General features: G+C 46.4%; 6 protein-coding genes. 3 read left to right on the plus strand and 3 right to left on the minus strand.

Annotated features, from left to right (window positions below; genetic code table 11):
• Entirely contained in the window at nt 1-1,878 is a 1,878-nt protein-coding gene (locus IM638_13370) for a DUF349 domain-containing protein (protein ID MCA6364024.1), read from the minus strand.
• Between the two features lie 337 nt (nt 1,879-2,215).
• On the opposite strand from IM638_13370, the gene paaZ reads away from it, so the two are divergent.
• Together paaZ and IM638_13380 are read left to right on the plus strand one after the other, a co-directional pair.
• Nucleotides 2,216-4,264, plus strand: a complete 2,049-nt coding sequence (gene paaZ, locus IM638_13375; protein MCA6364025.1) for a phenylacetic acid degradation bifunctional protein PaaZ — start codon at nt 2,216-2,218, stop codon at nt 4,262-4,264.
• An 8-nt stretch (nt 4,265-4,272) separates the two neighbouring features.
• The gene (locus IM638_13380) at nt 4,273-4,782 is read left to right on the plus strand and encodes a DinB family protein (protein MCA6364026.1); all 510 of its coding nucleotides are present in this window, start codon (nt 4,273-4,275) and stop codon (nt 4,780-4,782) included.
• Nucleotides 4,783-4,838: 56 nt separating this feature from the next.
• Here IM638_13380 and IM638_13385 read toward each other — a convergent pair whose 3' ends face one another.
• Together IM638_13385 and IM638_13390 are read right to left on the minus strand one after the other, a co-directional pair.
• Nucleotides 4,839-9,890, minus strand: a complete 5,052-nt coding sequence (locus IM638_13385) for a hypothetical protein (GenBank protein MCA6364027.1) — start codon at nt 9,888-9,890, stop codon at nt 4,839-4,841.
• 38 nt (nt 9,891-9,928) lie between these two features.
• A complete protein-coding gene (locus IM638_13390) occupies nt 9,929-12,364 on the minus strand; it encodes a T9SS type A sorting domain-containing protein (protein MCA6364028.1) in 2,436 nt (811 codons plus the stop codon).
• 112 nt (nt 12,365-12,476) lie between these two features.
• Between IM638_13390 and IM638_13395 the strand changes: the two genes are divergently transcribed.
• On the plus strand, nt 12,477-14,414 hold the full coding sequence (locus IM638_13395) for a T9SS type A sorting domain-containing protein (GenBank protein MCA6364029.1): 1,938 nt from the start codon (nt 12,477-12,479) through the stop codon (nt 14,412-14,414).
• Nucleotides 14,415-14,550 lie beyond the last annotated feature (136 nt).

The following is a 14,550-nucleotide window of genomic DNA, read 5'->3' on the forward strand; positions in this document are numbered from 1 at the left end:
TTAGTCGCGCGGAATTTGTTTGAGCTGTGCTTTCAAACGCTTTACTTCCTCTTTAGCCGCATCGGCTTTTTTCTGGTAGTCGGCCACAAGGCTTGCGGCTCCTTTTGACTTGCCGAAGAAGCCGAGATTGGTTTCGAGCGTGTTAATTTCATGCTCGAGGCGTTTGATTTTTTCCTGAATAGCCACACGTTCGCGGTACAGCTGATCGCGGCCTTTATCGGTTTGCTGGAGCTGCTCGTAGCGCATTTTCTGGAGTGCACTGTCGTCGCCGCCCGCTTTTTCGCGGAGCTTGTTGTACAATGTGTCCATTGTTTCTTTCCAGCTGTCGTCTAAGCGGCGGCGGTCGTCGCGCGGTACGCCGGGCAGCTGCTGCCAGCGGTTTTGCAGGTCGTGCAGTATTTTGCGCGCCTCGCTGATGTCGTCGGGCAGCTGTGTATCGGCGGCTTCTTTAATCAGTGTTTCGCGCGCGGTAACGTTTGCTTTGAGTTCGGCATCGGCCGCGGCAAACTGTTCGTTGCGGGCGTTGAAGAACGCATCAGACGCGGCTTTGAAACGTGCCCAGAGTTTATCGGCCTGCTTGCGCGGCACCGGACCTACTTTTTTCCAGTCGTCCATGAGGCGCTTGTAGGCATTGGCCGTGTTTTTCCAGTCGGTGCTGGTGCTCAGTTTTTCGGCTTCTTCGCAAAGGCGTACTTTTTCGTTGAGGCTGCCTTTGAAGGCTTCGCGCTGCTTCATGTAGAAGCTTTCGCGGTTGCGGAAAAAGTTCTGGCGCGATTCGCGGAAATGCTTCCAGGTGCGGTCTTCGTCGGCCTTGGGCACAAAACCAATTTTGCGCCAATCGGCAAACAGGCCTTCCACCACGGCGTTGGCATCCTGCCAGGCTTTGTGACTGTCGTACTGCTTGGCGGCTTCTTCGTCCATGCGTGTGCACAGCGCCAGTTTGAGCTGGAGGTTTGCTTCCTGCTCTTTCTTCACGTCAAGCATCATGGCCTCGCGACGGGCGTGCACAGCGTCGGAAGCAGCTTTGAAGCGTTCCCACAGTGCATCGTTAACTTCTTTGGGCGCAGGGCCGATTTCGCGCCAGTTTTCGTGCAACTGATGCAGGCGGTCGAGTGCGCGGCGCACCGAGGCTTCTTCTTTCAGTTCTTCGGCCTTGCCAATGAGTTCTTCTTTCAGCTCCTGATTCTTCTTCATATCAAGCTCGCGCAGTTCGCGGCTGATCTTGAGTACATCGAAGAAGCGGTTCTGGTGGTGCTGCCAGGTTTGCCACAGTTCCTGCGACTGAGCCTGTGGCACGGGACCGATGGCGCGCCAGCGGTTTTGTATGTCCTGCACTTTTTCAAATGCTTTCTGCATGCTTTCGCTCGACTCGGCCAGATTTTTGAGTTCTTCAATCAGGCCCTGCTTTTGCTGCAGGTTGCGGTGCAGATCAAGTTCCTTTTTACGGCGATATTCGGCACGGTTGCGGTTGTAGTTGCGGATGAGTTCTTCGAACCGTTCGGCCTCATGGTCGGGCGCGGGCTCAAACGTATCGTTTTCGTCTTCGCGTGTGGCTTCCCATGTGCGGCGCTTGGCCTCCATTTCCTCACGCACCAGCTCGCGGAAGGTTTCCTTGAGCCGCTGCACGGTGCCACGGATGGGTTCAATTTCGCCTGTGCCTGTTACTTCGGCCAGTTTGTGAAGCAGTTGTGTTTTCGACAACCCCGAGAAATCTTCTGCCGGATGCAGTTCATCATGCGGTTCATCGTGCTGCTCGTCGCCTTGTTCGGCAACCGTTTCCGGGGCGAGCTCCGGCTGCGGCGTGGTTTCGCCTGCATTGTGAACCGGGTTTACTGCTTCATTTTCCGGAAGCGTGTGTTGGCCTTCGTTAGTTTCCATAGTTGTGAGAATGAAAAACCTTGTCGTGCCGACAAGGTCCGTTGCGCATAGTTGGTTTATTTGCCCCAAAAATAACAAGAATGAAGGTTTGTAAGGCACGACAGGTGTTTTTTTTGTAAAAATGCGGGAGGGGGGGATTTTTGCGCCCGGGATTGAGGCGGCGGCTGCGGCGGTGGCGGGCCTGCAGCGCCGCAGCGAGGAGGCGACCGGAGGAAGCCACCACAGCGCGAGCGATGCAAGCCCGCCAACGCTGTACCACAGCCGAAAGCCCGGAAGTACAGAAGCGCCGCGAAAGCGTGTACTGCGGCGTCCAGAAAACTTCTGCTAACTTTACCACATGAAACTTCAAAACTTCACACAGGGTGCGTGGACCGAAGGCGCAGGCACCGGAACCGAATTATATAATGCCGTAAACGGCGAGGTAATAGCCACCGCCACCACCGCCGGAACAGACTTTAAAGGCATGCTGCAGTATGGCCGCACCGTAGGCGGGCCTGCGCTGCGTAAAATGACATTTCACGAGCGTGCGCGCATGCTCAAGGCACTGGCGCAGCACCTGAACGAAAAGAAAGCCATTTTCTACGCGCTTTCATCGGCCACGGGCGCTACCAAAGGCGATTCGTGGATTGATATTGACGGCGGCATAGGTACCATGTTTGTGTTTGCCTCCAAAGGCCGCCGCGAACTGCCCAACGAACGCTTTGCGGTTGACGGCAAGCCCGAACTCCTCTCGAAAGGCGGCACCTTTATTGCGCAGCATATTTACACGCCGCTGCAGGGTGTGGCCATTCACATCAACGCATTCAATTTCCCCTGCTGGGGCATGCTCGAAAAAATTGCAGTAAACCTGCTGGCCGGTATGCCCTGCATAGTGAAACCCGCCACCAGCACCTCGTTCCTGGCCGAAGCCATGGCCAAGGAAATCATTGCCTCAAACCTGCTGCCCGCCGGCGCTTTTCAGTTTCTGGCCGGCTCTACCGGCGATTTGCTGGAGCATGTGTGTGAGCAGGATGTGGTAACGTTTACCGGCTCGGCCTCCACGGGCCGCAAGCTCAAGTCGATGCCGTCTATCATTAACAACAGCGTGCGTTTTAACATGGAGGCCGACTCGCTGAACTGCTGCATCCTTGGCCCCGATGCCACGCCCGATACCGAAGAATTCAAGCTGTTTGTGAAAGAAGTGGTGCGCGAAGTAACCGTGAAAGCCGGACAAAAATGCACCGCCATACGCCGCGTAATTGTGCCCGAAAACCTGGCCGAAGCCGTGATGAATGCCGTGAAAGACCGCTTTGCCACCAACATTACCGGCGACCCGAACACAGAAGGCGTGCGCATGGGCCCGCTGGCCAGCCGCGATCAGGTGGCCGATGTGAAGGAAAAAGTGCAGCAGCTGATGACCGCCTGCGAACTGGTGTACGGCAACTACGACAGCCTTGAAGTAAAAGGCGCCGACAAGCTCAAAGGCGCATTTTTCCCCGCCACGCTGCTGTGGTGCGCCAAGCCGTTTGCGACTGATGCGCCGCACTCGGTAGAAGCCTTTGGCCCGGTGACTACAGTAATGCCGTACAAAACCACCGACGAAGCCATTGAGCTGGCCAAAATGGGCCGCGGCAGTCTGGTAGGTTCAGTATTTACTGCCGACGATGATTTTGCAGCCGAAGTGGTGCTTGGCGCGGCCTGCATGCACGGCCGCATGCTGGTAATTAACCGCGACTGTGCCGGCGAAAGCACCGGACACGGCTCACCGCTCGGGCACCTTGTGCATGGCGGCCCCGGACGTGCGGGCGGCGGCGAAGAAATGGGCGGCATACGCGGCGTGTATCACTACATGCAGCGCACGGCCGTGCAGGGTTCGCCCACCACACTCTCGCGCATTGCCAACCAGTACCTGCCCAAAGCCGCGCAGAAGGAAGACCGCGTGCATCCGTTCCGCAAACATTTTGAAGAACTGGAAATAGGCGAAACGCTGGTTACCGCCAAACGCACCGTAACCGAGGCCGATATTGTAAACTTCTCCAACGTAAGCTGGGATCATTTCTACGCCCACACCGATGCTACTTCGCTTGAAGGCACCGTGTTTGAAGGCCGCGTGGCGCATGGCTATTTCATACTCTCGGCCGCAGCCGGTTTGTTTGTGGATGCCAAAAAAGGCCCGGTGCTGCTGAACTACGGTTTGGATGAATGCCGCTTTACCAAGCCGGTGTATCCCGGTTCCACCATTGGTGTGCGTTTAACGGTGAAGGAAAAAGTAGATCAGGAAAAACGCAACCCCGAAGACATTGCCAAAGGCATTGTGAAATGGGTGGTGGATGTATATGACGAAACCGGCGAAACCGTGGCCATTGCGACAATTCTTACGATGGTGAAAAAACTCAATCAAAACTAAGCAGCATTATGGCTGAAAACGAATTACAGACGCTGATCCGCGGCATGAAACACATCCGCGGCATGTCGGCCGGAATGCTGAAAAAACTGAATGCACACGAAGGTTTCGACCCGAAGCGCATTTTTACGGTTGGCAATGATCGGCTGAACACCGTTTACTGGCTTACCGCGCACATTGCCTGGGCCGAAAACAATTTAGTATTGCGCGCCACCGGCGGCCCCAATCCGGAGCTGCCGTGGTTAAAACTCTTCGGCCTCGGCAAACCGCCTGAGGAAGGCGAAACCAACGGTCCCTCGTGGGAAGAGGTGCAGGCCGGTTTTGCAAAAGTACACGAGCTTGCGCTCGCGCATCTCGCTACGCTTGATGCGGAGGTGCTGGCGCAGCCCAATCCAACCGGCTTTACGTGGGCGGGGGAAGGTGATATCCGTACTTCAGTGCGGCATCATGTTATGCATGAAGGGGTGCATACCGGGCATTTGAGTTGGCTTTGTAAACTTCACGGAGTGAAGTTGATTTGAGCACCCTGTCTCGGTTCGACTCCGCTCACCGTGACAGAGAGCATTGTACGTTTCTATTAACTTTTCGATTTATATGTTATCACATTTTCTCTGAACAAATACGCTTCTGAGGAACCTAAGTCAACCATTTTGTTAAGTATCCAGAGATAATCGTCTATTAGTTTTTTATTACTCTTTATTTTTGAAACGTGATTGTAAAAAAGTCGTTTAATCATCCTTTCCGCCGCAGGGGATGTTAATGATGAAGTTGTATTTATATCGACTTTGAAAATTTCTACTAACCAACTTATACCGTATGGTAAAAATGTTTGTTCACCAGCAGTAGAAAATAAATTCAACATAGATTGAGTTCTTGTAGTACCTAAATCCTTAACCATTTGAGAATAAAAATCTTTCTTGTTTTCAAATGCCTTCCAGTGCATTGAATCTTCTTTCCATTCAATATCAAAAAAGAGTTGCGGTGTAAGATATAATTTTCCACTATCTTTTATTCTTTCAAAGAGGTACTCCCAAATATTCCAAAAGTTATCAATTAGTTTTTTGTTGAACACTTCATTTATCGATTCTGCAATTACTTTGTCTAGTCTTCTAATAATATACTCTAGAATATTTGAAGCAAAGTTATAAAGATCGTTTCTGCCCTTCCAAAGTTTGAAATCGCTTTCATATAAAGGATTAAGAATTAAGTCAAGTACAGTTTTTGAAAACTGGATGTCTGCATAGAGTAACAAATCTCTAATATATAACTGTGCATCATGTATTTCTTGAAATTGTAACTTTTCTTCATTTCTGTGTTGGTTGTAATAGTGATCTTCTTCAATAGTTATTTCATGTGTTATTAATTGAATGAACTGTTGAATGTAATTAGTAAATATTTTGTCATTTGTTGTATATGGAATAATTACAAATGCTCTTTTAAGAAGATACCCTTCGTATTTTTTTAAGTCAAGTGTTAATATATTGATAGTTAGATCGAGATTTTCGGATTGTTCTTTAATATATTCTTGCTCTTTTAGTTTATATTCTTCGTGTTTCTCATGATCATAATAATCGTGAGATTCTTGATTATTCTTTTTGAATTCCGAGAATTTGATTAAGCAATACCAAACTCTTTTTGCTTCTTCTGGGTATTTTTCAAAAAAAACGGTTCTGACATATTCGAGAAATCGATTAGCCTCAAAATCGTTAAATGGTGCAGATATAGTATAAGTCATTAGGAAAATCAAATCATTTAATTCTTTTTGATTTTTTGTATTAGCAAACAAGTAATGGTATGAAGAAAGTCCAATTTCTTTTTCCATAAAATTATAATTCCGATTAAAATTTAAACTTGTATTGTAAACATCTTGTAAAATAGATTCGATCGATTCACGAATAGTCTTTAAACACCAGAGAGTTTGAGTTATATTCAATTCGTTATTTAAGTCCCTCAATCCAATTATAGCTGTGGTAAGATGCCTGTCATCAAGAAAATCACTCACTGGTTTTTTTGAGTAATAAATAAAACACTCATTCCATATCACATAAGATATTTGTTCAGAAGATTCATAGGCTTTGCGAATTATAGAGGAGAAATTAATAGAAATATTTTGAGCTTCAAAATGATTCTTATTTGAATCAATAAAATTAATAACATCATTATCATATTTTGGCTGAAATAAATAACTGCCTAATTTTTCATTTTTTTCATGAATTTCCCATTTTCTTAAATCAATTTCGGTTAATAGTTTTTTCCAGATAATATCTTCGTTATTAATTCTTGACTGCATTCTATCGAACAGTTCGTGGATTTTAGTATTCATCATCCGTATATTTAATTGATAGTCAATAATGAAGTCAATAAGCCCACGTAAATATTTTTTTCTATAAGGCAATTGATTTGATTCCCATCTTTCCATTTGAGCAAATGGAATTTTATTATCTATTGTTGCAAGTGAAGAAGATTCTTGAAGTGCCCGACTTAAATCCCATTCGTAGAATTCTTCTATTGATAGCAGTGGTAACATCGCTTCTTCAACTTCTTCAGGATAAGCAATTGCAATGCTTGTTAGAACTCCTGCTATTGAAACATTGTTGCTATGAAGGAGTAGGTAATTAAACATAAATTTTAAATTTCTCTTGCTAAAAACTGTTTTTGCTGCTGCTATTTCTAAAAGATATTTTTCCAAACTCATTAATAATGACTCAATCGCGGAATGTGTAACACTTACACCTCTGTATGCAGCCCATAATTCCCACGCTGCCCATTGCTTTACTTTTGTCCCATCGTTTAATTCAATCTCAATTTCGATGAATTGATACTTCTTATTACATTCGGCTTTGACATAAAAATCAATAGAGTAATTAATGATTTCAGTTACGAACTTCAAACCAATAAGAGGGTGATAACAAAGAAGAGTATAGAGTGGTGTTTTATAAATTCCTGAAGGAGAAAAGTTATACTGACTCTCTAATCCCCAGCACTCGTCTCTGTCTAATCGCCCGCCATTAATCATTGATGTTAAACTCTTGTGTTCTGAATTTTCATCAACCTTTCTAAATATCCATTCTCTCCACGCTGTTTTAACAACCAATTCGGGAAGTTCTTGAATTAAAATATGATTACCTAAACCTGAAATACAGCTATCAATTACCTTTGTATAATAGGAACTTAGCCTCCATGAGTCACTATATTTTTTGTTCTTGAAAGCACGTTCAATTAAGTCATTTATTTCAGATTGACAAATCGGTGCTAATTCAAATAGCTGAGAAACGAGTTCTTGGGGTTTATCCCTAACAATTCCTTGCTCCCAAAACTGATCGCCTGATTCAATCTGCTTTAAGTAGTATATTACGATATATTTTACAGCTAACATTTCTTGTTCATCAGTTTGAGAACGCTGAAACATTAGACGATAATTCCAGTCTGAAATGAAGTTGCAAATAGAACGAATTAGTAAATTTATTTTTGTGATATGCTCTTTAAGAAAATACATCATTTCTGTCCAACCTGAACCAATCGGAAGGAGTATTGAAAAGTTGTTTCTATTTAAACTGCTCTCTTTGCAAGCGGTTTTTATCAAATGAATACATCTATTGAGAAAACTGAAATAGGTCTTTTCATCAAGCAACTCTTTTTCAAATGCTGAAAAGAAAGAGGCACAATTGTCAGATTTAAAAACAGCAATCAAAATTTCATCTGCCCAATATCCTTCAATTGAATTATCTGAAATCGTTGCTCTTATGAGTTCATTTATTTTGTTGCTATCATCAATTAAATAATCTTCAATCCAAAGTCTGAAAGCCCTTCTTATCGCTGGCTCATTACCTAAATTGTCAAAAAACTCTTTCGGATTTGGAAACTCCTCGTACTTTGATGAAACATATTTTACCAATGCCCAATCTTCTAAAATATCGTGAGTTGGAGAGTATCTTCTATTATTGTTTTCTTGAAAAATAATTTCATCGTTCTCTAATAAATCAATCGCTTCTTTATCTCCGGTTTCAGCTCTTGTAAATAGCTTCATTTCTTTAGCACGATTAATTGCTATCTCCATGAAAGCATCCTCTCTTTTTGCAGGAAATCCTTTTATTCTATTTGTTGAATCCTTTACAAGTGAATTCCATAATTTTTCCTTGAATTCTGTTAGAGAAATGTTGGTGTAATCATCATCAGATTTACTTAATGCTGAAATTGCAAAGTCAAGATATTTTGGGCTTTGCAGTAGCTTTTTGATTTTCTCATTTTTGAGAACACCTTTTAGTTGAGGGAATTTTTCAGCAACAATATTTAGTTCAGTTTCGTCAAGCGGCAACACTTCTGCTCTACCTAATTCTTTTTTATCAATTCCAAATTTTTGAGTTATCAAGTCAACTGCATACTTTCTTGATGAACCAATAACATTTATGTCTGGAAATTGTTTAAGTAAAGCAAGCAGTTGTTTGAATGCACATTCAGGGTCTGCTTCAAGAAGTTTTTCTAAACTGTCAATGAAAATTATTTTTTCAGGAATGAGTGAGATGCAAGAAAAAATATCTTGTAAAGTTTCATTTACACCTTGACTGGAAAAAACATTTGCAATGTGTGGTTCACTAAACTGGTCTGCTCTGAAAACAAAAATGCTTGCATAAGGGTACTCACTTTTCAGAACATCTTTTATTTCGGCTGATTTTCCAACGCCTGGTTTTCCTGTGACAATTGTGAATTGAAAACTGTTTACTGACTCTGTTATCGTCTGACTGATTTTTTTCCTTTCAAGATGAAATCCGTCAATTGTGCTTTTGAGAGGCAGTAGAACAACTTCACTGTCGCTTCTTAATTTCTCAATAGATTTAAAATAAGGGATAAGTTTTTTTGGGTTAAAATATTTATAGAGTTCTTCTTCTTGAATACTGGCAGTCGTAACGCTGCCTCCGTCTTTATTTAGTTTAGAAACGAAAGAAGAAAGTGAAGCCCAAATTTCTTTTTCGTTGACAGTGGTTTCACTGTTCTTGCATAGTTTGATTAGATTGAAAAAGTATATTTCATCTATACTGTTTTGATTTGTAAAATCATATTCTAAAATATCAAAGCATTTTAAGAATTCCCAAATTTCTTTATCTGTTAATGTTGTGTTGTTGTTTACCTTCTTTAGGCTTTCTCTAAAAACATCTAATCGTTTTTTCTTTCCTTTAATTCTGTTTGCTTCTGTTACAAAATCCGTTTCAGTTGCATGCGTGTTTGCCCAATCTAAAAGTGACTTTAAATGGTTTCTTTCTTCTTTTGTGAAACCGCTTTTGACAATTATTAACCTGTCCTTTGCTTTATCAAATAGAGCAGTGTTGTTATAGTCTTTCCAAAATGCTTCAATCACTTCTTTGAAAAGAGCATTGTCTGCTGTGAATGTGATGTTGTTCTTTATCTGTACTAACAATCTATGTTGTCCAATAGCAGATTTTGCTACTACTAATAAGTCGTCTGTTTCATACCCTCTATTTGTCGTTTGAAATGCAACTTCAATAATTTCATTTGCAAAATTCAATGGTGCATTGCCCCGAATTATCAGTGTTGTTAGAAACGCTGTTTGAATGGCTTGTTCAAAGTTAGTCCCTCCACCTCCTTTTTGAAATACACTTCCTTTATCAGACATGTTAAAAATTAGTTATAGGATAAAAGAATTAATATCCATCACTCCACCACCAATCTATTCCGCGCCACCAACTTCCCGTCTTTCCGCACCTGCACTTCATAAAACCCGGTATTCCACGCTGCGGTATTGAGCATAAACTGATTACCGTTTACCTGCTGCTCCAGCACCACACGGCCTAATCCGTCAGTCACCATAAGCGTGCCGTTTTGAATGCTTTCGGGCCAGCTCAGTGTGGTTTGGTGGCTGGCGGGGTTGGGATAGATGCTGAGGTGCGCAATGACAGGCTGCGCGGCTTCCTCGCCGATGCTGTTGAGTACCGACGACACGCCGTTGGCATAACAATACTCGCCGGGCACAAGCGAATCAATTGAAAAGTAACCATACTTTGACGATGCTGCTGAGCCGATAATTGTTTTGGTGTAGCGCGGGAATTCCTGCCAGTTTGTGCCTGCATTGGGGCGGTAGAGCAGAATTACGCTGTCGCCGTTTACGGGCATGAGGTCGTTGTCGAACCAGCCGGCGGGGCCGTTGAGCGAGGAGGTGCGGCCATCGTAATACATGCGCGCATCGGTGCTGAAGCCTGCGGGCCACACACCGCCCACGGTGAAATAGCGGCCCTGCCCGAGGCGGTAGTTGTTGGGGTTGTTCTGCATCGGATCGGGTGCAGCCCAGTGGTGGATGATGTGAACAAGTGCGGTGTCGGGCGCTGCGGTTACCGTAAGGTTTATGCGGCCCAGCGGGAAGTTGTGTGCGCCGGTGGTGGAAATTTCTTTGCTGTCCTCACTTGTGGCATCGCTGAGTTTGTTGGCGTAGTCGATGGCGGCATATACCGGCTGAAAAGGCACAGTATAGTTCACATTTGTGGTAACGCCGTTGAGAAACAAAAAGCCGGTGTATGTTTCGCCGGCTGCGCCAAAGAACGTAACCTCCAGCGGCACATTGCTGTAATAGTTTGGCGCACCACGCAGTTTTTGCTTCACATAAATGCGTGAATTCACAAAAGGCGGAGTACCGCTGTACTGCACCGAATCAATAGAAAAGTGCGGAAAGCCGGGGTTGAACACCCAGTCGTTGAAGAAATTGTTGAGGTAGGTGAGACCGGTGGCAGCAATGAGGTTATCGCGGAAATCTTCGCTGCTCACGTCTTTAAACTGACTTTGTGAAAGGTGGTAATTCAATCCTACCTTAAACAGCGAATCGCCCATGTAGCCGCGCAGTGTGTGTGCCACGTCAGAGCCTTTTTGATACACATGATCGCCATAGGTGTAGGCATGCGGCACGCCTGAAACAGCGCGGTAGCCGCCTTCGCGCAGGTGCACGTAGTGAATAATGTCGTCGTGATTATCGCGTATGCCCTGCTGATACACGTCGTAGCCATACACGTATTCCTGAAATATATAGCCCGAATACGTGGCCCATCCTTCGTTGAGCCACATGTCTTCGGCGGTGCGGCAGGTGGCTAAATCGCCCCACCAGTGGTGTGCAAATTCGTGCGCCATGAGCACGGCTTCGTAGGTGAGCGAGCCGTTTGCGGCCACGCGCGGATAGGCAATGTTTGTGGCGTGCTCCATAGCGCCGCTGCTGAACGGCACCAAACAGTAGCCAATGCTGCTGAACGGATGCGGCGCATACATGGCTTCAAATGCATCAATGCACTGCGGCAAATTCACAAATGAGTTTTTCATGGGCGTGGTATCGGCCGGTAAGGCAACAAGGCGGATGGGAATGGGGCCGTTTACACCGTTGTGCTGCCAGTTTACCTGCGTATATGCGGCCACGGCTACCGAAGCAAGGTAAGTGGGAATGGTCTGGTTCATTACCCAGGTGCGGGTGCGGAAGCCGGCCACATCGGTAGTATCGTTTACCAGTGTACCGTTGCAATAGGCCAGGCGGCCGCTGTTGGTGGTAATCTCAAAACGGTAGGTGGCACGTTCTACAAAGTTGTCGAAACAGGGATGCCACACGCGGCCGTAGTTGTGCGGATCGGCATCAAAGCCTACGCCGAGGTTGAATGCGTAGCCGCTCTGAAAGTAAAAGCCGCCCCAGCCCGATGCATCTGTTTCGGGGTGGCCGTGGTACCACACGGTTACTTCTGAGGTATCGCCTGTGTTCATGGTGGCAGGTAGCGTAATGCGCAGCAGTGTGTCGTTGTATGTATAGCCGAGTGCGCCGCTTGAGTGTGTCACAGAATCGACAGTTAGTTCAAGCAGATCGAGCGGAAGCAGGCTCACGTTGTTCATGCGCGCGGCAAAGCGTACCGATGTATTGCCACTTATTTGCTGGTTGGTAAAATCGGTAATATTCAGGCGAATGGTGTAGTTGAGAATGTCGATAGTATCGCTGCGCGAGTTGGTGTTTACCGAGGAAAACGACGCGGGCAGCTGCGCAGCCTGACGAAGCTGCTGACAGGTGTGAGGCTGCTGGGCTGTGGCAGTGAATGCACACAGCAAAAATAATACAGTAAAAAGGCGCATAAGTTGTTTCGTGCTTTCTACTAAGATAAGCATTGTTTGCATTGGAAAATTAATAGCAACTGATACGTTTTAGTTTATTATATTTGTTTTGACGAACACTTATACGATACACATGAATTTCAAACGTTTACTATTCATTGCGTCCGTATTGCTCACTGGTTTTTCTGCAAGCGCAGCCCCGGGCGATACCACACACGTAACCACACACAACCAGACATTGGTGGTGACCAACCCCAGCACCGGCTGGAACGAATATCCGGTGTGGGCGGTGTTTCCGGCGCAGAGTATGAATTACCGCAAAGTGCTGGTATCACTCGAAATGAAATGCCCCACTAACCAGAACTGCGGCGAGTGGGATTATATAGACCGTGTGATGATGCGCCGCAAAGGCGGTGTAAACCAGCCTTCGCTCGATCTTGAATTAGTGCGTTTCATTACACCTTACGGCAATACGTTTAACGGCAGCTGGCGTTTTGGCTGGGAAATAGACATTACCGATTTTGCCCTGCTGCTGCACGATTCGGTGGAAATTGGCTACCAGCACACCGGCTACGAAACCAATGTAGGCCGCGGCTGGCTTGTGACGCTTGATTTCCAGCTTGTGGAAGGCACGCCCGTGCTGCCTCCGCTGGGCTATCAGGTACTGCTGGCCAACGGCGGAACCTACGGCGGCACACCGTCTATCGAATCGGTACTTACACCGGATACGGTAACGATGGGGCAAAACACGCAGATTGCCAAAATACGCATGAACCACACCGGCCACGGTGCCGATGCGCAATACTGCTCAGAGTTTTGCGACAAGTACCGCGATCTGATTATTGACGGGGTGAATGTGGAGCGTTTTCAGCGCTGGCGCAAATGCGGACACAACGCACTCTTTCCGCAGGGCGGCACCTGGGTTTACGACCGGGGCAACTGGTGTCCGGGGGCAATGGTAAATCCCAACCACTGGCAGTTTGCGGTAACACCGGGCTCTACGCATGTAATTAATGTGGACATGGAACCCTATTCGGGCAACGGACAGGCAAACGAAGTATTTACCAGTTACCTTTTTGAGTACGGCGCGCCTTCAAACGCAAACGATGCCGGCATTGACGAAGTAATGCGACCGAGCACGAAATACGAATTCGGGCGTATGAATCCGATCTGCTCATCGCCTGTAATTATTCTGCGCAACAACGGCGGCAATGCACTTACCACAGCCACCATCAGCTACGGCTTTATTGGCGGACCGGTGAGCACGTACAACTGGACCGGCAATCTGGCCACCAATGCAACCGATACGGTTGATCTGGGCGGTGTAATTATACCTCCGTTTGGTGGCGGCGCGTTCAAAGCCTGGATTGTGAATGTAAACGGCGGTGCCGATCAGTACAATTACGACGATACAATTACTTCGATGAGTAATTCGGTGACCAGCTATTGGGAAACATCAATTTACCTTGAGCTGCGCACCAACAACGAAAGTAATATGGAAAACAGCTACGAACTGCTTGATGGCAGCGGCAACGTGGTTTACAGCCGTGCGCTGGGAACCATGAGCAACAACACCACTTACAAAGACACGTTCAACCTCGCCCCCGGCTGCTACCGTTTGCGCATTCACGATATGGATGCGTTTGGCGGCGACGGCCTTTCGTTCTGGGCCAACTCCTCGGGCGGTTCGGGCTATTCGCGCTTGCGTCGTGTGTCGAACGGCGGCATCATACGCAGTTTCCCTGCCGATTTCGGTTCCATAATCGACTTCAGCTTTACCGTAGGCATTGTAAACAGCGTGGAGGAAAACAACGCAGCTGCGATGGTGGCTGAAATTTATCCGAATCCTTCTGCCAACGGACAGTTTACCATTGCACTCAGCAACACACCCAACGCTCCGGTAAACGTAGAAGTATTCGACGCCACCGGCCGTCTGGTACACAGCCAGCGAAGCTCATTTACCAACTCACAACTACAGCTTGATCTGGGCACACAGGCCAGCGGGTTTTACATAGTGAAAATTGCCGGTGAAGATTTTGTCATTACGCAGCGTGTGATGGTTGGGGAGTAGCAGTAACAACTGTTGCGTCTCGGCTCCGCTTGACGTGACAGTTGTGTAGCAAGTTCAGCCTCATGAAAATAAAACAAGGGCGGCACTTTTCGAGTGCCGCCCTTGTTTTTAGTGATGATATGAACGCAATTAATTA

The organism is Bacteroidota bacterium, assembly GCA_020402865.1.
GTDB lineage: Bacteria > Bacteroidota > Bacteroidia > Palsa-965 > Palsa-965.